Below are 18,648 nucleotides of genomic sequence, written 5' to 3'. Positions count from 1 at the left end.
TCGAGCACCAGCCCATCCGCACCGAACACCGTCGCACGCACGCCGGGCACCGGTCCGCCGACTTCGATCCCGACTCACAGGTGTTCAGCGTCGGCCTATGGGCGCAGATCGGCGCCTACATCGAGAAACTCGAGGTGCGGGGCGAGATCCGGTTCGAGGAAGGCCAGCAGGGCCGACGCCTCGGCCTCCACCTCGGCCTTCTCTCGCGCTGTCCAGGCGCGGTTGGGGCTGATCCGCATCCGGGCGGTGCTCTTGTCCGGGAACACCTTGTACATACCGGCCAGGAAGCCGTCGACCAGAATCGGCGAGGCCTGGATCCGCGCGGTGTTCGGCAGGCCGTCCGGTGCGATGCGGGAGCGATCCTGGTGGGAGAGCAAGGCGTTGTCGTACCAGCCGAGCAGGCGGACCGGGGCAGGCAGATCGGGGTCGGCGAGTTCGGCATCGGCCAGGTCGTAGAGGGTGCGGCCACGTTCGTCGGTATAGGTGCGCAGCCGGTCGCCCAGGTGCGCGACGGCCGATTTCATTCCGGTCAGTTTCGACCAGGTCTGCATATCCATGGTGCTGGCCGGGCCGAAGGCGCGCAGGTAGCGCAGCACCAATTCCGCGACCGGATAGGCCGGGTCCAGTGGTGCGCCGAGCCAGGGCTGAACGCGCGACCACACCGGTCTGCTGTTGTCACGCCACATGCCTCGCGGCGGTGTCTGCAATACCGGCAGCTGATACAGCCAGGTCTGCACCACCGCGCCCGGATCGCGATCCGGGAACAGTTCGGCGGCTCTGCTGCGCAGCTCGGCGGTGGAGATGGGCTCCTCGCCGAGCACCTGTTCCCCGCGCTCGCGCACCTCGTCCGGGTCCAATCCGACCATGGCGCCGTAATTGAACCCTTTGCGGAACGGAATCTTCTCCAGTTCCGGCTGGATCAACGGGGCGATCCGCAGGGCGTCGGGCGGGGTGACCAGGTGAATCGTGCCGCGCATCAAGGTGATCCGGACCAAGGAACGATCAAGCAGCCCGGCCGATACCGCCGCCGGATCGAAATCGGCAATCCGGCTCCACAATCCGATGAACGGCGGCATGGTGTCCTGGGCCTGCAAACCCACCAGGTGGTCGCACATGTCGGGCACCGACAGCTCGGTGCGTTCGAGCAGATGCTGGCGGGCGAGCAGGGTCCGGTTCAGGGTCCGGGCGGTCAGTTCCATGGTCCGCTCACGGTAGAGCGAGCCACCGACAGGCGCCAAGCGAACCACCCGGCCTCAGCGGACGGTGACGACGACCTTGCCGGTGGCCGTGCGGTTGTCCAGCGAGGCGACCGCATCGGCGGCTCGCTCCAGCGGGAACAGCACCGGCTGCGGCGCGGTGATCGCGCCCGAGGCCAGCAGCGGCTCCACCTCGGCCCACTGTTCGGCCAGGTAGCCAGGATGCGTCATCACCCATTCACCCCACGCGGCGCCGACCACCTCGACGTTCTTGAGCAGCAGCCGGTTCACCTTCACGGTGGGGATCTCGCCGGCGGTGAAGCCGACCACCAGCAGCCGGCCCGCGGAGGCCAGCGAACGGATGCTGTCGGTGAAGCGGTCGCCGCCCACCGGGTCGAGCACGATATCCACCCCGCGCCCGCCGGTCAGCTCCTTCACCGCATCCAGCCAGCCGTCGGTGAGCACCACATCGGTGGCCCCGTTGGCCCGCGCGACCTCGGCCTTCTCCTCGGTGCTCACCACCGCGATGGTCCGGCCTGCGCCGAGCGCGGCCGCCATCCGCAGCGTCGAGGTGCCGATGCCGCCGGCCGCGCCGTGCACCAGCACCGTCTCCCCCGGTGCCAGCCTGCCCCGGTTGCGCAGGCAGAAGTGCACGGTCAGATCGTTGAACAGGATGCCGGCACCGGCTTCCAGCGACACGTTGTCGGGCAGCCGGAACACCATCTCGGCAGGCACCACGGCCACCTCGGCCATGGCGTTGCCGAGCAGCGTCAACGCGATCACGCGATCGCCCGCGCGCACATGCGCGCCCTCGGGCGCCTCACGCACCACACCGGCGATCTCGCCACCGACGACGAACGGCAGCTGCGGCTTCATCTGGTACAGCCCGCGCGTCATCAGCACATCGGGGAACGCGACCCCCGCGGCGTGCACATCGATCACCACACTGCCCGGATACGGCGTGGGCTCGGCGATGTCGACGACCTCGATGGACTCGGGTCCTTCCAGTGTGCTGACCTGGGCTGCGCGCATGTGCCGACCTCTTTCGTCTCCGCGCCGTCGTCATCGGCGACGCCGGATCCCAACATAATCGGCGCGGCCGCACCGCGCGTGCCCAACCCGGACACCGCCGCGCCCGGCCCGCCCCGCCGACACCTCGGCGGGCCCGATCCGCTTGTGCCGAGCCCCTGTTCAGTGCCGGGACCTTTGTTAAGCTCACCCACAGTGCATCGGGAGGGAAGGGGGACGTCCGTGAGCGAGAACGAGGGCAGCACGACCATCCGCGTCGATCCGGAGGTGCTGCGCAGTTTCGCCGGGCAACTCGGCGATGAGGCAGGCAACGTCACCGGGCTCGGCACGGCCGAGGACGCGAACATCAGCGGGGCGGTCGCGGCGCTACCGGGCACCGCGTTCGGTGCCGCCGCCCAGCACGCCGTCGACGCCAGCGGCAAATGCCTACAGCGCATCAGCGAGCGGCTCACCACCGTGGCCGACAGTCTGCGCAATACCGCGGGCGCCTACGAACTCACCGAAGCCGATTTCGAGCAGAAGCTGCGCACGATCGGACTGTCGCAGTGACGCTCACCATCCCCGGCGTCGAGCAGTGGAAGCCCGATCAGCTCGGCACCGCCGCCACCAACGCCGCCAACCTCGCCACCCGCCTCGACGGCCTGGCCACCTCCGGGCGCACCAGCGCCGAGACCTTGCCGTGGAGCGGTCCGGCCGGCACCGCCGCCAAGACCAGGATGGATACCGAGAAAACCAGGACCGGTGCGGTGAGCGCGGCGCTGCTGGAGCTGCAGACGGCGTTGAACGTCGAGGTCGGCAACCTCACCGAGACCAAGAACAAGGTGCTGCAACTGCGGGATACCGCGCAGACACCCAATGGCGAGATGCCCGGCTTCCAGGTCGCCGCCGACGGCACCGTCAGCGCCCAGGCGCGCATGGACTACCTGCGCAAACACGCCGACGGCAAGGCGAATGTGGAGGGTGAATGCCTGGCCGAGATGTATCTGGCCGCGGTGCATCAGTGGCATATCGCCAATGCCCTCAAGGCCGCCTCCGATGCCGCCGAGCGGGCTCGGGTCGCGGTCGAGAACGCGGCCGTGAAGCTGGATCAGGCCTTCGAGACGCTGGGCGATCCGAAGCTCAACGTCGCCCCGCCCGCGGTCCCGGCGAGTACCGCGCCGGCGGCGACCTCGGCGCCGCAGAGCGATAAGCCGAGCAACAGCAGCCCGCTGATGTCGGGGTCGGGCTCCGGATCCGGTGGCGGCAGCGGAGCGGGCAGCGGCGGCGGTTCGTCCTCGGGCGGCGGCAGCTGGTCGGAGAGCGCCCTTGCCTCCGGCGGCCCGCCGAGCAAGATGCCCACCGGCGAGCAGGCCCAATGGATCCAGGAAGCCATCCGGGTGCTGCGCGAAAACGGTTACGACGTCTCCGATTCCGATGCCGCGATCATCGCCGCCATCATCGAGAAGGAATCCGGCGGCGACCCGAACGCGATCAACCTCTGGGACAGCAACGCCGCCGCGGGCATTCCGTCGAAGGGCCTGATGCAGACCATCGACCCCACCTTCAACTCCTACAAGCTGGCCGGGCACGACGACATCTGGAACCCGGTCGACAACATCATCGCCGGATCCAGGTATGCCATCGAACGCTACGGCTCACTGAGCAATGTGCCGGGCATCGTGGCCATGGGCCAGAACCAGAGTTACGTCGGCTACTAGAAGCCCGGCGCCGATCGTGCAGGAGGAAGCGGCAAGGTTGCTGGAACCCCGGTTCGCGGGCAGGCGGTGCGCCCCGACCCGGCGGCTCGACGCGAGGGTGTGACGCACGCCCCGTAAAGTCTTCTCACAAGAAGCACCGCATGAGAACGCGGCACACCGTGCAGCGCGAGGAGCACAAGTGTCACTCGATCAGCCACTCGCCCCGCTTCCCCAGGAGGGCATGGGCTTTGCCTCGGCGTGGCCCGTCCGAGCCGGCGATGTGGATCCCTACAACCGTCTGCGATTCGACGGCGTCGCCCGCTATCTCCAGGACATCGCCTGGGAGCAGCTGCAGCAGACGCTGCTGGAGCGGACCGATCCGAACTGGATCGTCCGGCGCACCGTCATCGACGTCGTCCGGCCGATCATGTGGCCGGATCAGGTCCGGCTGGAGCGTTGGTGCTCGGCCATGTCGACCCGCTGGACGAATATGCGGGTCCGGATCACCAGCGATAACGGCGGTCTCATCGAGACCGAGGGATTCTGGATCAATATCAGCGAGTCCAACAACCGCCCGGCCCGGATCAGCGATGAGGGCCTGGCCTACCTGGCGCAGACCGCGCAGGAACACCGGCTGCGCTGGCGGCCCTGGCTCACCGACGCCACCCCTCCCGAATCGGACACCGACCAGCCGTTCCCGGTCCGCGCCACCGATATCGACCAGTACAACCACGTCAACAACGCCTGCTACTGGCAGGCGGTCGAGCAGTTCCTGGTCGACTATCCGAAGCTGGTGGCGGGCCCGCACCGCGCCGTCATCGAATACGTCGCGCCAGTGCTCGCGCGCGAGCACATCACCGTCCGCAGCCGCTACGAGCCCGGTGACGGCGCGGGGGCGCCGACGCTGCGACTGTGGTTCGTCGTCGGCGGCACCACGACGACGATCGTGCGTGTCATGCCGCTGCCCGGCTGATCGAACGGCACCGGCCGCGGGCGCCGCTCGGCGTTCACCGCGGCCGGGCCCGGATTCGCTCAGCTGTTGGCGGCCTTGAGCAGGTCGGGGCGGCTGGTGAATTTGACCCGCGGACGCCCGGCGGATTTGCCCGCGGTGCGCTCGGCCTGGTCGATGGCCCGCCAGCCGTCGCGGTCGACCAGATCCGGCTGACGCTGCTGGATCAGGGCCCGCAGCGCGGCCCGGTCGGCGCGCGGGGTGGCGAGCTTGCCCGCGATGAAATCGGCGATCAGGCCCTCGACGGTCTCCTCGGCGTCGACCCGGTTGGAGCCGATCACACCGCGCGGCCCGCGCTTGATCCAGCCGCTGACGTACACCCCAGGCACCGGTGTGCCGTCCTCGCCGATAACCCGGCCGTGCTCATTGGGCACCACCGCGCGCCGCTCGTCGAAGGGCAGGCCGGCGACGGGTTCGCCGCGGTATCCGATGGACCGCAGCACCAGCGAGGCAGGCAGGCTGCCGGTGCGCTCGGTCGGTCGGGCCACCAACTGCTCACCCTCACTGAGCAATTCGTTGTGCACGTACTCCAGCGATTCCACCCGGTCGGTGCCGGTCAGCCCGGTGGGCGAGGCCAGGTAGCGGAAGACGATCCGTTTGTTGGCCGGATCGCTGGAAGCGGCCGCGTACTCCTTGGCCAGGGTGTATTTCAGCGCCAGCGACGGCTCTACGTCGGGATCGTCGAGGATGGCCTGGCTGGCCGGATCCAGCTCCAGCTCGGCCGGATCGATGACGACGTCGACGCCCTTCAGGTGCGCCAGCGCCATGAACTCCGGCGAGGAGTAGGCGGCCTGCAGCGGGCCGCGCCTGCCGAGCACGACGACCTCACGGATATTGCTGCGGCGCAGCGCGTCGAGGGCGTGATCGGCGATATCGGTCTTGGCGAGCTCGTCCGGGTCGACGGTGAGCACTCTGGCCACATCGAGGGCGACATTGCCGTTGCCGACGATGATCGCCCGCTCGCCGGACAGATCGAACTCCCGGTCGGCATAGTCGGGATGGCCGTTGTACCAGGCCACGAACTCGGTCGCGGAGTGGCTGCCGGGCAGGTCCTCGCCGGGGACGTCCATGTGCCGGTCCGAAGACGCGCCGACGGCGTACACCACGGCATGGTGATGTTCGAGCAGCTCCTCGTGGGTGATGTGCTCGCCGACCTCGACGTTCAGATAGAACTGCAGCGTGTCGCGGCGGAACGCGGACTGGAACATATTCGACACGCCCTTGGTGCCCGGGTGGTCCGGCGCAACGCCCGCGCGCACCAGGCCCCACGGTGTGGGCAGCCGGTCGAACATCTCCACCTCGACGTCGGAGCGGCGCAGGAGTTCGTCGGCGGCGTAGCAGGCGGCGGGGCCGGCACCGACGACGGCGACCCGTAGCGTGCCGAGTTCCTTCGGTGGTCTGATGGGAGCGGCGATCGGATCGAAGTTGGTCTCCAGCGGATGCCGTTGGAAGTAGGCGGCATTGATATCGCGGAATCGGGCCAGCGATGCGGTCAGGTCGTCTTCGGAGAAGATGGCCTCCACCGGGCACGCGTCGACACAGGCTCCGCAGTCGATGCAGGTGTCGGGGTCGATGTAGAGCATCTCGGTCGTCGCGAACTCCGGCTGGTCCGGGGTGGGTCGGATGCAGTCGACCGGGCACTCGGAAACGCAGCTGGCGTCATTGCAACAACGCTGCGTGATTACGTAGGCCATATTGTGCAGATCCTCGAAAACTGGGCGTGGGCTATGACCACCCCGGGTGTGGGTGGCGCAGCGTCACGGTGCGGATCACGGGGTGACCGGAGGGCCGTCGTGCTGTGACGCCGCTTTCAGTTTGCCTCGAGTGTGGCAGGGGTCTCCGCACCGGAGGGCTTACGGTAGTGCCATGGTGCGGACTCTGATCCTCATGCGGCACGGTAAATCGGCTTATCCGGACGGCGTCGAGGACCACGAACGCCCGCTCGCACCCCGTGGGCAGCGGGAGGCGGGACTGGCCGGGCAGTGGCTTCGTGAGACCCAGCCGCCCATCGACGCCGTGCGCTGTTCGACCGCCACCCGCACCCGCGAAACACTCGCCGCGACCGGCGTCACCGCGCCGGTGGTCTACGAGCGCGGCATCTACGAGGCCTCGCCGCAGACCCTGATCGAGCTGGTCCAGCTCAGCGATGACGACGTCGCCACCCTGCTGGTGATCGGCCACGCACCCGGCATGCCGTGGACGGCGTGGGAGCTGGCGGGCAACCGCGACAGCGAGCCGGCGATCGAACTCAGCCGCAAGTTCCCCACCTCGGCACTGGCTGTACTCCAGTTCGACCGGCCGTGGTCACAGGTGGATCCGGGGACCGGTGAACTGGTGAGCTTCCACGTGGCGCGCTGAATACGTAGAGGCCCCTTGCCGAACCCGGCCGTCAGCGCAGTAGCTTGCCGCCGAAGACCACACCGGCCCCGAGCAGCACCAGCAGCACGAAGGCCGCGAACCCGCCGAACAACCACCACACCACACCGAGCGCGAGCGCGAACGGCGCGACGGCGATGGCGGTGATCACCGGGCTTTCCTTGACCGTGGCCCAGGCCGAACGAGCCCGGACGCGGTCGATTTCCTTACCTGGCATGGCTCCAGGGTAGGCCGGAACCGGCAAACCTGTCGGTGCTCGATGCGATGCTCGTCACATGGATTGGAAAATCGAACTCGTGGCCATCCCGGTGACCGACGTCGACCGCGCCAAGGATTTCTACACCAAGATCGGTTTCAACGCCGATCACGATCACTCGCCCAGCGAGGACATCCGTTTCGTGCAGCTCACCCCGCCCGGCTCCGGCTGTTCGATCTGTATCGGACGCGGCATCACCGAGGCGGTGCCCGGCAGTGTCGAGGGCATGCAGATGGTGGTGGACAGCGCCGAGAAGGCGTATCAGCAGCTGCGCGCGGCCGGTGTGGAGGCCACGCCGGTGCAGGATCTCGGCTGGGGCCTGTTCACCTTCTTCGCCGACCCGGACGGCAACAAGTGGGCCGTGCAGGAACTGCCCGATTACGCGGCCGGTTCGCCCAGCTGAGCGGGTAGCCGCCGGGTCCCTCGCATTTCGTGTTTGCTTGGAGTGCACTCCAGGTGACTAACGTCGTCGGCGTTCGGCGAGAGGGGCAGTCAGGTGAGCGAAACCGCACGTCAGGGTGTCGACAGCAGCGAGAGGGAGCGGCCGCGCTATTCGATCGGCGAAGTGGCCGAGCGATGCGGCTTGAGCCGGGACACGCTGCGCTGGTACGAGCGCATCGGGCTGATGGATTACATCGGCCGCGATCACACCGGCAAGCGTCGTTTCAGCGACCGTGACCTGGACTGGCTGGAGCTGATCGGCCGTCTGCGCACCACCGGCATGTCGGTGGCGGACATGGTCCGGTACGCGGAACTCGTGCGTGCCGGCGATGCCACGCTGCCCCAGCGCCTGGAGATGTTCCGCGCCACCCGCGCGGACACCTTGGCCAAGATCGCCGAACTGCAACGGACCGTCGCCGTACTCGACTACAAGATCGAGCTCTACGAGGGAAAGTCGACGACGGTCCGCCCGATCAGGTCAATCCATTGCGAAGGGACAACCGATGAATGACGCATCGCGCAGCGAGTCCGTGCGGGTCGGCGGCGAGGCGGCGGGCGAGCCGAGCGGCACCGGCACGATGGCGACGACGGCTCTCGGTACCAGTGGCATCGAGGTCGGCGTCCAGGGCCTCGGCTGCATGGGGATGAGCGAGTTCTATGGCGCCACCGATCTCGCCGAAGCCCGCGCGACGCTGGACCGCGCGCTGGAACTGGGCGTCACCCTGTTCGACACCGCCGACGTCTACGGCGCAGGCCACAACGAGGAGTTCCTGAGCGATTTCCTCCGGGCCAACCGCGAGCAGGTGGTGCTCGCCACCAAATTCGGCATTGTCCGCAAGGCCGACGACCCCGCCTACCGAGGTTTCGACAACTCCCCCGAATACATTCGCGCCTCGGTCGATGCCAGCCTGCGCCGGCTCGGCATCGAGGTGATCGACCTGTACTACATGCACCGGCGCGATCCCGAGGTCCCGATCGACGACACGGTGGGCGCCATGGCCGAATTGGTCCGGGCGGGCAAGGTGCGGGCGCTGGGGCTCTCGGAGGTCACCGGGGCGGAATTGAAGGCCGCCACCGCGGTGCATCCGATCGCCGCCGTGCAATCGGAGTGGTCGCTGTTCTCCCGTGACGTGGAGAAGACCGCCGTTCCCGCCGCCGCCGAACTCGGGGTCGCGTTCGTGCCGTACTCCCCGCTCGGCCGCGGTTTCCTGACCGGATCGTTCAGCACCGCGAACGAACTCGGCGCCGGCGATTTCCGCACCAGGATGCCCCGCTTCACCGGCGACAACGCCGCGCGCAACGCGGCACTGCTGGCACCGGTGCGTGCCATCGCCGAGGCTCGCGGGGTGAGCGCCGCCCAGGTGGCGCTGGCCTGGGTGCATTCCAGGGCCCGAGCCCACGGGCTCGCGGTGGTACCGATTCCGGGCACCCGCAAGCGCTCCCGGCTGGAAGAGAACGTCGCGGCCGCCGGGCTGGTGTTGTCCGCCGACGAGCTGGCGGCCCTGGAACCGATCGCCGGCCAGGTGGCCGGTGACAGGTACGCGGACATGTCGTTCACCTCCGCCGGTCGCGAGTAGCCGTCTCCGCTCGGACCGTGGTCCGTTTGTCCTCGGGTCCACGCGCGCGCCGCGGCGGCGAAGGCTAGCATCCGACCATGGAGCCCGACGCCGCCCCGGAACGCGTGTGGATCGACCGGCAGACGCCCAGCGCGTACCGCGCGCTGGTCCAGCTCGCGACAACAGTGCGCGCCGCGGGCGCCGACGCCGGACTCGACCGCCGCCTGCTCGAACTGGTGAACGTGCGGATATCCCAGATCAACGGCTGTGCGAGCTGCCTGGATCTGCATCATCGGGCCGCGCTCTCCGCCGGCGCGACCGCGCAGGAACTGGCCATGCTGCCGTCCTGGCGGCGCGGCGACTTCTTCGGCCCCGCCGAACGCGCGGCCCTCGGACTGGCCGAAGCCACGGCGACGCTTGCCGATGAGTCGAGCATCGATCGTGAGTACGCTGGCGCTCGTCGGCAATTCTCGGAAGACCAGCTCGCGGTCATCATCTGGGCCGCAACCACGATCAGCGCGTTCAACCGCGTGTCGATCCTGAGCAAACACCCGGTGCGCGAGAGGAGATACGGAGCATGACCGATTCGACGGTGGCGACCGAGGTCGTCCACAACAAGGACAAGAACCGCTACGAGATCTGGTACGGCGGCGAACTCGCAGGCTTCACCGAGTACGAGGAACGCGGCGATCAGATCGTGTTCATCCACACCGAGATCGATGAGGCGTTCGGCGGCAAGGGCCTCGGCACGGTGCTCGCGCATGAGGCGGTCGAGGACGTGATCGTGCGCGGACGCGTGATCCGCCCGGTGTGCCCGTTCATCAAGGCCTACCTCGATAAACATTCCGAGTACGACGCGCACGTGATCGGCAAGGGCATCAGCCGATGAGCGACCTGGACCCGCATCCGGACGAGGCGCTGTGCGAGCCCTCGCCCGGGCCGGGTCCGGTGGTCGAGGAGTATCCCGCGCGTGAGGTGCCGCTCGGTGGTGTGCGCGGGGTGTTCGTCGAGCGGGTGCTGCCGCAGCGTGATCTGCCCACCGTCGGCGCCTGGTGCTTCCTGGATCATTTCGGCTCGCCCACCGTCACCAAGACCGGGGCGCCGCCGGATATCGATCCGCATCCACATATCGGGTTGCAGACGGTGACGTGGCCGTTCGAAGGCGAGATCCGCCATCGCGATTCGGTCGGCTCGGATGTGCGGATCGAGCCGGGACAGCTGAATCTGATGACCTCCGGCCGCGGCATCGCGCATTCGGAGTACGGCGTCGCGGGCGCGCCCGCCGGACACGGCCTGCAATTGTGGATCGCGCTGCCCAGCGCGGCCGCCGGGATCGAACCGCATTTCGAACAGCACCGTGAACTGCCGGCCTACGAGGTCGCGGGCCTGCGCGCGACGGTCCTGCTCGGCACGCTGGCCGGAATTACGTCGCCCGCGATCATCTACACACCGCTGGTCGGTGCCGATGCCCGCCTCGATGCGGGGGCACGGGTCACGCTGCCGGTCGAGCCGAGTTTCGAGTACGCCGTGCTGGTGCTCGAGGGCGAGTTGACCGTCGCGGGCACCGAAATCGGCCCCGGCCCACTGCTGTACCTGGGTACCGAGCGCGAAGAACTCACCTTGACCAGCAACGGGGGCGCACATTTCGCGCTGATCGGCGGTGAACCCTTCGGCGAAGATCTGGTGATGTGGTGGAACTTCGTCGGCCGCAGCCACGAGGAGATCATCGCGGCCCGCGAGGATTGGGAGAACCACAACGTCGAGCGGTTCGGCGATATCGCGGGACATCCACCGCAGCAACGGATTCCGGCTCCGCCGCTGCCCGGCCTCCGGCTCAGACCACGCAAGCGGCGCTTCGGCGGCCATTGACAGCAGACGACCCGGCACCGCCGTCGCGGGCCGGGTCGCCGGTACTGCTGGTGTTCAGGCCGATTCGGCCAGCAGGGCATCGAGAGCACGGTAGCTGTCGTTGAGTCCGGACTCCATGCCCGACTGGAGCATGCCGTCCCGCTCGGCCTTGGTGTGGAACTGGCTGTCGGTGACCACCTTGGTGCGGCCGTCGCCGAGATCGACGAACGTCGTGGCGTCGATGGCGACGTGCGCGGGCATGCCGTCCCATTCGAAGGACTGCACGATGCTCTCCTTCGGGGTGATCTCCCGGAAACGCCCCTCGAAGCCGTGCGATTCACCATCGGCGTGTTCGACGAAGCGCCAGTGCCCGCCCTTGCGGAACTCCCAGCGTTCGACATCGAGCTGATTGCCGCGACCCCACCAGCGCGACAGCTGCTCGATCCGGCTGTAGGCCTCCCAGACGCGATCCACCGGGGCGTTGAACACCCGCTCGACATGGATCTCGGTGTCCGAGGTCGTGGAGATGACGGCGTCGTTCGTGGTTGTGTTCATCGGTTGTGCTCCGTTTCCGTAGTTTCGATTCCGGTTGTTTCGAGGAATTCACCGAGACGGTCCATCCGGGCCTCCACCATCCGCCGATAGCCCTGCATCCAGGCCACCTCCCGGTCGAAGACGTTCTCGCCGAGCCGGCAGTACCGCACCCGGCCGCGCTTCTCCGTGACCACCATCCCCGCCTGTTCGAGCAGGTGGATGTGCTTCTTGATGCCGGTGAGGGTCATCGCGAAGCGCTCCGCCAGCTCGCTGACGGTGGCGGGGCCATGTCCGAGGTGCTCGAGGATGCCCCGTCGGGTGGGGTCCGCGAGCGCTCCGAAGGAGGCGTCTAGGAAGTCATACTGAACCATCTAGTTCAGTGTTGCTGATCGATTCCGCCGGTGTCAATACCCGAGCGCGAAGTCCCGGCGCGGGCCCGGTTTGCGCGGCGCCACGAAAGCGGGCCGCAGCGTCGCGTTCGGTTCCTGTTCACCGCGCGGTCCCGGTATGGTCTTCGCAACTCGAACCGGACATTTCGCCGATGGCGCCAGCACCCTAGGACACGATGAGGCTCACCAAGATCACCGCGACGGCACTGCTCACGCTGGCGGCCACCGGCATCACGGCCGGTCTGGCACCGGCCACCCCCGGGCCCGACCGGGCAGCTCTCGATCTGTCCGGAACGGTCCAGCAGATCGACTACCGCGTCACCGCCGACGAGGACCGGCGCACTGCCGTGACCACGATCGAAGGTGGACGTTTCGAACTCGTCGAAGACGGTCGCGTCGTCGCCCTCACCGACCGTGCCGGACACATCGTCGCCGCCTTCCCCATGGCCGTCCACCTCGGCGACAAGCAGGTCGAGCTGACTCCGCTGATCGAGAACGACGGCACCAGCCTCACCCTCGCACCGGCCACCTCGGAAACCGCGCCGACGCCGCTGCGCGACATCAACGCCGAGGAACGTTTCTTCGCCGAGGTCGAACGCCACAAACCGGCCATCATCACCGGCGCGATCATCGGCGGGGCCATCGGCTTCGTCCTGGGCCTGCCGCTCGGCTTGTTCGTCCTCGATTTCATCACCGTCCCCGTCGGCACCGTGGTCGGCGCGGCCATCGGCGCGTTCGCCGGGCTCGCCCACTCGGGCGGCCAGCCCGCCATCGATGCCGCGGTCGCCTACCTGAACCGCGCCCCCTGAGTTCGCGGGCCGAAACCTACGAGCACGGCATTGCCTGTTCCCCACCCCGCCGCCGGCGGGGTGCCGCCACCATCATGTGTGGGGACAACGCCATCGCGGGAGCGCTCCCGCCCGGATTAGGGTTCCGCGAAACAGGCGACTAGGGAGTGGCTGCGTGCGGGTGTTGTTGTCGGCGAGCGGAACACGCGGGGATATCGAACCCGCCCTCGGGCTCGCGCTCGGGTTGCGGGCGCTCGGCGCGGAGGTGTGCCTGTGTGCGCCGCCGAATTTCGACACCCGCTGCGCCGAACTGGATGTGCCGTTGGTGCCGGTGGGGCCGCCGGTGCCCGGTTCACAAGGCGTGCGAGCGACCGTTGCAGAACTGCTGGGCTACGCCGAGCAGTGGCCCGCGGCGCAATTCGGCACAGTACCCGAGGCGGCCGTCGACTGCGATGCGGTGATAGCGACAGGCATCAGTGTGATCGCCGCCAGGTCGGCCGCCGAGAAACTGGGAATCCACTACCAGTACGCGAGTTATCAACCGACGAGTTTGCCGTCGCCGCATCATCCGCCGATGCCACGAATGCCCGGCGATCGGCCCGCGCCGGCGGCGATCGGCAACCAATGGCAATGGGAGGTCGACGCTCTCGGCTGGAACGCACAGTACGGCAAGGCGCTGGCGGCCCATCGGGCCGCGCTCGGGCTACCGGCGGTGGACGATGTACGTGAGCACGTCATCACCGACCGTCCATGGCTGGCGGCGGATCCGGGCTTGGCGCCCTGGCCGCAATCGCCTGATCGCACCGTCGTCCAGACCGGCGCCTGGTTCGTGCCGGACCACCGCCCCCTCCCCGCCGATGTGGAGGCCTTCCTGGACGCGGGTACACCACCGGTGTACATCGGCTTCGGCAGCATGCGCCTGCGAAACAACCTCGCCCGCACTGCGATCGCAGCAGTCCGTGCGCACAACTGCCGTGCCGTTCTATCTCGCGGCTGGGCGGAGCTGGCATCGAGTGACGACCTGCCCGACTGCATCACAATCGGCGAGGTCAACCATCAGGCTCTCTTCCCCCGCGTCGCCGCCGTCGTACACCACGGTGGTGCCGGTACGACGACGGCCGCCGCCCGCGCCGGCGTGCCCCAGGTGGTCGTACCCCAGATGATGGACCAACCGTATTGGGCGGAGCGGGTTTCCGCCCTCGGGATCGGCGCGGCCTGCGACGACACCGATCCCGATCCCGCCTCGCTGGCCCGCGCCCTCGGCACGGCACTGATGCCTGCCACTCGCGAGCGCGCGAGCGCGGTGGCCGCGACGATCCGCACCGATGGCGCGATGGTGGCGGCGAGGTTGCTGATCGACGCGATCGGCTAGGCATTTCCGATCCGGAACAGCCTGCCCGGCCATGCCTGCCCGACCGGTCGCCACCGTATCGCCCCCGGGAGCACTCGGCACGAACAGTTCGGCCCCCGCACCGTGCTGGTGCGGGGGCCGAAAAGTTGCCGCCTACCTACCGGTTACCGGTAGTCGCTGAAACCGTAATCGTCCAGCGGGACCGCGGCACCGGTGGTGGTGCCGAAGCCCTCCGGGCTGTAGTAGGTGTCGTCGTAGGACGGCACCGCGTACGCCGCGGCACGGGCCTCTTCGGTGGGCTGAACCTGGATGTTGCGGTAACGGTTGATACCGGTACCGGCGGGGATCAGCTTACCGATGATCACGTTCTCCTTGAGACCGATGAGCTTGTCGGAGCGGCAGTTGATGGCCGCATCCGTCAGAACTCGGGTGGTCTCCTGGAACGACGCCGCCGACAGCCACGAATCGGTGGCCAGCGATGCCTTGGTGATACCCATCAGCACCGGGCGACCGGCCGCGGGCTCGCCACCCTCGGACACGACGCGACGGTTGGCCGCCTCGAACTCGGCGCGCTCGGTGAGCGAACCGGGCAGGAACTCGGTGGCACCGGAATCGATGATCGTCACCCGACGCAGCATCTGGCGCACGATGACCTCGATGTGCTTGTCGTGGATCGACACACCCTGCGAGCGGTAGACCTCCTGGACCTCGTGGACCAGGTGGATCTGCACCTGACGGGGGCCCATCACGCGCAGCACCTCGTGCGGATCCGCCGCGCCTTCCAGCAGCTGCTGGCCGACCTCGACGTGGTCACCGTCGGAGAGCAGACGCTCGGTGCCGTCGTCGTGCTTGAACACCCGCAGCCGCTGACGCTTCGAGAGCTTGTCGTAGACAACCTCTTCGCCACCGTCATCCGGGATGATGGTGATCTTGTAGAAGCGGTCGTCGTCCTCGAGCCGCACGCGACCCGAGACCTCGGCGATGGGCGCCTTGCCCTTCGGCACGCGCGCCTCGAACAGCTCCTGAACACGCGGCAGACCACCGGTGATGTCGTCACCGGCGACACCACCCTGGTGGAAGGTACGCATGGTCAGCTGGGTACCGGGCTCACCGATGGACTGCGCGGCGACGATACCGACGGCCTCACCGATGTCGACCAGCTTGCCGGTCGCCATGGAGCGGCCGTAGCAGGTCGCGCACACGCCGGTGCCGGTGGTGCAGGTCAGCACGGAGCGGACCTTCACCTCGGTGATGCCGGCCTCGAGCAGCGCCTCGATGGCCGGGTCGCCCAGGTCGTGACCCTTCGTGATGATGACGTTGCCGTCGGCGTCGATCGCATCCTGCGCCAACGTGCGGGCGTAGGTGGAGGTTTCGACGTGCGCATCGCGGATCAGCGTGCCGTCGGGCTGCTTCTCCGCGATCGGCACCACGATGCCGCGCTCGGTGCCACAGTCGTGCTCGCGCACGATGACGTCCTGCGAGACGTCCACCAGACGACGGGTCAGGTAACCCGAGTCGGCGGTACGCAGCGCGGTGTCGGCCAGACCCTTACGGGCACCGTGGGTGTTGATGAAGTACTCGAGAACGGTCAGGCCCTCACGGAAGGAGGACTTGATCGGCCGCGGGATGAACTCACCCTTCGGGTTCGTCACCAGGCCCTTCATACCGGCGAGGGTACGAGTCTGGGTGAAGTTACCCGTTGCACCCGAATCGACGATCGTGATGATCGGGTTGTCGGCCGGGTAGTGCGCGCGCAGCGCCTTACCGACCTCTTCGGTGGCCTCCTGCCAGATCTTGACCAGGGCGTTGTTGCGCTCCTGGTGATCGAGCGCACCACGCTGGTACTTCTTCTCGATCTGATCCGACTGCGCCTCGTAGCGCTCCATGATCTCGGCCTTCTCCGGCGGAACCAGAACGTCCGACATGGAGACGGTGACACCCGAACGCGTGGCCCAGTAGAAGCCGGCGTCCTTGAGCTTGTCGACGGTCTGCGCCACCACGATCATCGGGTAGCGCTCGGCGAGATCGTTGATGATCGTCGCCTGCCGCTTCTTCGGCATCTGCTCGTTGATGAACGCGTAGTCCGCGGGCAGCAGCTCGTTGAACAGCACCCGGCCCAGCGTGGTCTTGGTGGTCCACGCATCGCCGCGCCGCCAGCCGTCGGGGAACAGCTCGGCCTCGACGTCCTTGGGCGGACGCTGGTCGGTCAGCCGCACCTTGATCAGCGAACGCACGGTGAGCTCACCGCGGTCGACGGCCATCTGCGCCTCGGCGGGCGAGGAGTACACGCCCTGCTCCGGAGCATCCTTGGTGGCGGGCCGGTACTCGCCCTTGGCGCCTTCCTGCAGGCGGGTCAGGTAATACAGACCGGTCACCATGTCCAGACGCGGCATGGCCAGCGGACGACCCGAGGCCGGCGACAGGATGTTGTTCGACGACAGCATCAGGATGCGCGCCTCGGCCTGCGCCTCCGCCGACAGCGGCAGGTGCACGGCCATCTGGTCACCGTCGAAGTCGGCGTTGAACGCCTCACAGACCAGCGGGTGCAGCTGGATGGCCTTACCTTCCACCAGCTGCGGCTCGAAGGCCTGGATACCGAGACGGTGCAGGGTGGGCGCACGGTTGAGCAGCACCGGGTGCTCGGCGATGACCTCTTCGAGGACATCCCACACCTGCGGACGCTGCCGCTCGACCATCCGCTTGGCGGACTTGATGTTCTGCGCGTGGTTCAGATCGACCAGACGCTTCATCACGAACGGCTTGAACAGCTCGAGCGCCATCAGCTTCGGCAGACCGCACTGGTGCAGCTTGAGCTGCGGGCCGACGACGATGACCGAACGGCCCGAGTAGTCGACACGCTTACCGAGCAGGTTCTGCCGGAAACGACCCTGCTTGCCCTTGAGCAGATCGCTCAGCGACTTCAGCGGGCGGTTACCGGGACCGGTGACCGGGCGGCCGCGGCGGCCGTTGTCGAACAGCGCGTCCACGGACTCCTGCAGCATCCGCTTCTCGTTGTTGACGATGATCTCGGGGGCACCGAGGTCGATCAGTCGCTTGAGGCGGTTGTTGCGGTTGATCACGCGGCGGTACAGGTCGTTCAGGTCGGAGGTGGCGAAGCGGCCACCGTCGAGCTGAACCATCGGACGCAGCTCCGGCGGGATCACCGGAACGGCGTCGAGCACCATGCCCATGGGCGAGTTGCCGTTGGACTGGAACGCGGCGACGACCTTGAGCCGCTTGAGCGCACGCAGCTTCTTCTGGCCCTTACCGCTGCGGATGGTCTCGCGCAGCGATTCGGCCTCGGCCTCGATGTCGAAGTTCTCCATCAGCTTCTGGATGGACTCCGCGCCCATCGCGCCGGTGAAGTACTCGCCGTAGCGGTCGGTGAGCTCGCGGTAGAGCACCTCGTCCACGATCAGCTGCTTGGGGGCCAGCTTGGTGAAGGTGGTCCAGATCTCGTCGAGCCGGTCCAGCTCACGCTGGGCACGGTCGCGGATCTGCTTCATCTCCCGCTCGCCGCCGTCCTTGACCTTGCGGCGGACGTCGGACTTGGCGCCCTCGGCCTCGAGCTCGGCGATATCGGCCTCGAGCTTCTGCGCGCGGGCCTCGAGATCGGCGTCGCGCTGATCGGCGACGGCCTTCTTCTCGACCTCCATCTCGGCCTCGAGGGTGGACAGCTCGTTGTGCCGCAGCTCCTCGTCGACGCTGGTGATGACGTAGGCGGCGAAGTAGATGATCTTTTCCAGATCCTTCGGCGCCAGGTCCAGCAGGTAACCCAGCCGCGAGGGCACACCCTTGAAGTACCAGATGTGGGTGACCGGCGCGGCCAGCTCGATGTGGCCCATCCGCTCACGACGCACCTTGGCGCGGGTGACCTCGACGCCACAGCGCTCACAGATGATGCCCTTGAAGCGGACACGCTTGTACTTACCGCAGTAGCACTCCCAGTCCCGGGTGGGACCGAAGATCTTCTCGCAGAACAAGCCATCCTTCTCCGGCTTGAGCGTGCGGTAGTTGATGGTCTCCGGCTTCTTCACCTCACCGTAGGACCACCGGCGGATGTCTTCGGCGGTGGCAAGGCCGATCCGGAGTTCATCGAAGAAGTTGACGTCTAGCACGTAACTTCCTTTCCCCTGTGCGGGTCGAATTCGAGCAAAAGTTCACTAGTGAGTCGAGCGCGGAGGGCCGGATGCCCGAGG

At 67.8% G+C, this 18,648-nt stretch carries 19 protein-coding genes; 12 read left to right on the top strand and 7 right to left on the bottom strand.

The window, feature by feature from the left end:
- Nucleotides 1–95 precede the first annotated feature (95 nt).
- Both AC5W7N_RS08305 and AC5W7N_RS08300 read right to left on the bottom strand, forming a co-directional pair.
- The gene (locus tag AC5W7N_RS08305) at nucleotides 96–1,199 is read right to left on the bottom strand and encodes a winged helix DNA-binding domain-containing protein (RefSeq protein ID WP_490724457.1); all 1,104 of its coding nucleotides are present in this window, start codon (nucleotides 1,197–1,199) and stop codon (nucleotides 96–98) included.
- A gap of 54 nt (nucleotides 1,200–1,253) precedes the next feature.
- The gene (locus tag AC5W7N_RS08300; RefSeq protein ID WP_163810044.1) at nucleotides 1,254–2,228 is read right to left on the bottom strand and encodes an NADPH:quinone oxidoreductase family protein; all 975 of its coding nucleotides are present in this window, start codon (nucleotides 2,226–2,228) and stop codon (nucleotides 1,254–1,256) included.
- A gap of 219 nt (nucleotides 2,229–2,447) precedes the next feature.
- Between AC5W7N_RS08300 and AC5W7N_RS08295 the strand changes: the two genes are divergently transcribed.
- The 3 genes from AC5W7N_RS08295 (at nucleotide 2,448) to AC5W7N_RS08285 (ending at nucleotide 4,874) form a co-directional block, all read left to right on the top strand.
- Nucleotides 2,448–2,774, top strand: a complete 327-nt coding sequence (locus tag AC5W7N_RS08295; protein WP_163810046.1) for a type VII secretion target — start codon at nucleotides 2,448–2,450, stop codon at nucleotides 2,772–2,774.
- Nucleotides 2,771–3,922, top strand: coding sequence for a transglycosylase SLT domain-containing protein (locus tag AC5W7N_RS08290; protein ID WP_490724456.1), 1,152 nt, complete (start codon nucleotides 2,771–2,773; stop codon nucleotides 3,920–3,922). The genes AC5W7N_RS08295 and AC5W7N_RS08290 overlap by 4 nt, the downstream gene beginning before the upstream one ends.
- Before the next feature lie 178 nt (nucleotides 3,923–4,100).
- Nucleotides 4,101–4,874, top strand: a complete 774-nt coding sequence (locus AC5W7N_RS08285; RefSeq protein ID WP_194989247.1) for an acyl-[acyl-carrier-protein] thioesterase — start codon at nucleotides 4,101–4,103, stop codon at nucleotides 4,872–4,874.
- Between the two features lie 59 nt (nucleotides 4,875–4,933).
- Here the strand turns inward: AC5W7N_RS08285 and AC5W7N_RS08280 are convergent, their stop codons facing one another.
- Nucleotides 4,934–6,604 (bottom strand): FAD-dependent oxidoreductase, encoded by a 1,671-nt coding sequence (locus AC5W7N_RS08280; protein WP_194989246.1) that lies wholly within the window; start codon nucleotides 6,602–6,604, stop codon nucleotides 4,934–4,936.
- 172 nt (nucleotides 6,605–6,776) lie between these two features.
- Here AC5W7N_RS08280 and AC5W7N_RS08275 point away from each other — a divergent pair, with 172 nt between their 5' ends.
- The gene (locus AC5W7N_RS08275) at nucleotides 6,777–7,268 is read left to right on the top strand and encodes a SixA phosphatase family protein (protein WP_163810051.1); all 492 of its coding nucleotides are present in this window, start codon (nucleotides 6,777–6,779) and stop codon (nucleotides 7,266–7,268) included.
- Between the two features lie 31 nt (nucleotides 7,269–7,299).
- Here AC5W7N_RS08275 and AC5W7N_RS08270 read toward each other — a convergent pair whose 3' ends face one another.
- Nucleotides 7,300–7,503, bottom strand: a complete 204-nt coding sequence (locus AC5W7N_RS08270) for a hypothetical protein (protein WP_036540424.1) — start codon at nucleotides 7,501–7,503, stop codon at nucleotides 7,300–7,302.
- Nucleotides 7,504–7,561: 58 nt separating this feature from the next.
- On the opposite strand from AC5W7N_RS08270, the gene AC5W7N_RS08265 reads away from it, so the two are divergent.
- The 6 genes from AC5W7N_RS08265 (at nucleotide 7,562) to AC5W7N_RS08240 (ending at nucleotide 11,408) form a co-directional block, all read left to right on the top strand.
- Nucleotides 7,562–7,945 carry a VOC family protein gene (locus tag AC5W7N_RS08265; protein WP_194989245.1) on the top strand — a complete coding sequence of 128 codons (384 nt, stop codon included), beginning with the start codon at nucleotides 7,562–7,564 and terminating at the stop codon, nucleotides 7,943–7,945.
- A gap of 93 nt (nucleotides 7,946–8,038) precedes the next feature.
- Nucleotides 8,039–8,494: a MerR family transcriptional regulator gene (locus AC5W7N_RS08260; protein WP_194989244.1), complete on the top strand. Its 456-nt coding sequence runs from the start codon at nucleotides 8,039–8,041 to the stop codon at nucleotides 8,492–8,494.
- Entirely contained in the window at nucleotides 8,487–9,560 is a 1,074-nt protein-coding gene (locus tag AC5W7N_RS08255; protein ID WP_163810055.1) for an aldo/keto reductase, read from the top strand. Before AC5W7N_RS08260 ends, AC5W7N_RS08255 begins: the two co-directional genes overlap by 8 nt.
- Nucleotides 9,561–9,637: 77 nt before the next feature.
- Nucleotides 9,638–10,120, top strand: coding sequence for a carboxymuconolactone decarboxylase family protein (locus AC5W7N_RS08250; RefSeq protein ID WP_163810058.1), 483 nt, complete (start codon nucleotides 9,638–9,640; stop codon nucleotides 10,118–10,120).
- Nucleotides 10,117–10,428, top strand: a complete 312-nt coding sequence (locus AC5W7N_RS08245; protein ID WP_163810060.1) for a GNAT family N-acetyltransferase — start codon at nucleotides 10,117–10,119, stop codon at nucleotides 10,426–10,428. The genes AC5W7N_RS08250 and AC5W7N_RS08245 overlap by 4 nt, the downstream gene beginning before the upstream one ends.
- On the top strand, nucleotides 10,425–11,408 hold the full coding sequence (locus tag AC5W7N_RS08240; RefSeq protein ID WP_495923468.1) for a pirin family protein: 984 nt from the start codon (nucleotides 10,425–10,427) through the stop codon (nucleotides 11,406–11,408). Before AC5W7N_RS08245 ends, AC5W7N_RS08240 begins: the two co-directional genes overlap by 4 nt.
- 54 nt (nucleotides 11,409–11,462) lie before the next feature.
- Here the strand turns inward: AC5W7N_RS08240 and AC5W7N_RS08235 are convergent, their stop codons facing one another.
- Nucleotides 11,463–11,942, bottom strand: a complete 480-nt coding sequence (locus tag AC5W7N_RS08235; protein ID WP_495923467.1) for an SRPBCC family protein — start codon at nucleotides 11,940–11,942, stop codon at nucleotides 11,463–11,465.
- Nucleotides 11,939–12,292, bottom strand: coding sequence for an ArsR/SmtB family transcription factor (locus tag AC5W7N_RS08230; protein ID WP_495923466.1), 354 nt, complete (start codon nucleotides 12,290–12,292; stop codon nucleotides 11,939–11,941). The genes AC5W7N_RS08235 and AC5W7N_RS08230 overlap by 4 nt, the downstream gene beginning before the upstream one ends.
- A 194-nt stretch (nucleotides 12,293–12,486) precedes the next feature.
- On the opposite strand from AC5W7N_RS08230, the gene AC5W7N_RS08225 reads away from it, so the two are divergent.
- Together AC5W7N_RS08225 and AC5W7N_RS08220 are read left to right on the top strand one after the other, a co-directional pair.
- On the top strand, nucleotides 12,487–13,119 hold the full coding sequence (locus tag AC5W7N_RS08225) for a DUF8020 domain-containing protein (RefSeq protein ID WP_495923465.1): 633 nt from the start codon (nucleotides 12,487–12,489) through the stop codon (nucleotides 13,117–13,119).
- A gap of 154 nt (nucleotides 13,120–13,273) precedes the next feature.
- On the top strand, nucleotides 13,274–14,470 hold the full coding sequence (locus tag AC5W7N_RS08220) for a glycosyltransferase (protein ID WP_495924057.1): 1,197 nt from the start codon (nucleotides 13,274–13,276) through the stop codon (nucleotides 14,468–14,470).
- Between the two features lie 143 nt (nucleotides 14,471–14,613).
- Here AC5W7N_RS08220 and AC5W7N_RS08215 read toward each other — a convergent pair whose 3' ends face one another.
- On the bottom strand, nucleotides 14,614–18,567 hold the full coding sequence (locus tag AC5W7N_RS08215; RefSeq protein ID WP_163810072.1) for a DNA-directed RNA polymerase subunit beta': 3,954 nt from the start codon (nucleotides 18,565–18,567) through the stop codon (nucleotides 14,614–14,616).
- Nucleotides 18,568–18,648 lie beyond the last annotated feature (81 nt).

This window comes from Nocardia sp. CDC519 (assembly GCF_059509835.1).
Note: the sequence above shows the minus strand (reverse complement) of the source record. Positions and strands in the feature narration are given on the sequence as shown.

Coding starts and splice junctions, on each gene's coding strand:
- AC5W7N_RS08305 (WP_490724457.1), bottom strand. CDS start 1,199: ATGGAACTGACCGCCCGGACCCTGAACCGGACCCTGCTCGCCCGCCAG.
- AC5W7N_RS08300 (WP_163810044.1), bottom strand. CDS start 2,228: ATGCGCGCAGCCCAGGTCAGCACACTGGAAGGACCCGAGTCCATCGAG.
- AC5W7N_RS08280 (WP_194989246.1), bottom strand. CDS start 6,604: ATGGCCTACGTAATCACGCAGCGTTGTTGCAATGACGCCAGCTGCGTT.
- AC5W7N_RS08275 (WP_163810051.1), top strand. CDS start 6,777: ATGGTGCGGACTCTGATCCTCATGCGGCACGGTAAATCGGCTTATCCG.
- AC5W7N_RS08270 (WP_036540424.1), bottom strand. CDS start 7,503: ATGCCAGGTAAGGAAATCGACCGCGTCCGGGCTCGTTCGGCCTGGGCC.
- AC5W7N_RS08265 (WP_194989245.1), top strand. CDS start 7,562: ATGGATTGGAAAATCGAACTCGTGGCCATCCCGGTGACCGACGTCGAC.
- AC5W7N_RS08255 (WP_163810055.1), top strand. CDS start 8,487: ATGAATGACGCATCGCGCAGCGAGTCCGTGCGGGTCGGCGGCGAGGCG.
- AC5W7N_RS08250 (WP_163810058.1), top strand. CDS start 9,638: ATGGAGCCCGACGCCGCCCCGGAACGCGTGTGGATCGACCGGCAGACG.
- AC5W7N_RS08245 (WP_163810060.1), top strand. CDS start 10,117: ATGACCGATTCGACGGTGGCGACCGAGGTCGTCCACAACAAGGACAAG.
- AC5W7N_RS08240 (WP_495923468.1), top strand. CDS start 10,425: ATGAGCGACCTGGACCCGCATCCGGACGAGGCGCTGTGCGAGCCCTCG.
- AC5W7N_RS08235 (WP_495923467.1), bottom strand. CDS start 11,942: ATGAACACAACCACGAACGACGCCGTCATCTCCACGACCTCGGACACC.
- AC5W7N_RS08230 (WP_495923466.1), bottom strand. CDS start 12,292: ATGGTTCAGTATGACTTCCTAGACGCCTCCTTCGGAGCGCTCGCGGAC.
- AC5W7N_RS08225 (WP_495923465.1), top strand. CDS start 12,487: ATGAGGCTCACCAAGATCACCGCGACGGCACTGCTCACGCTGGCGGCC.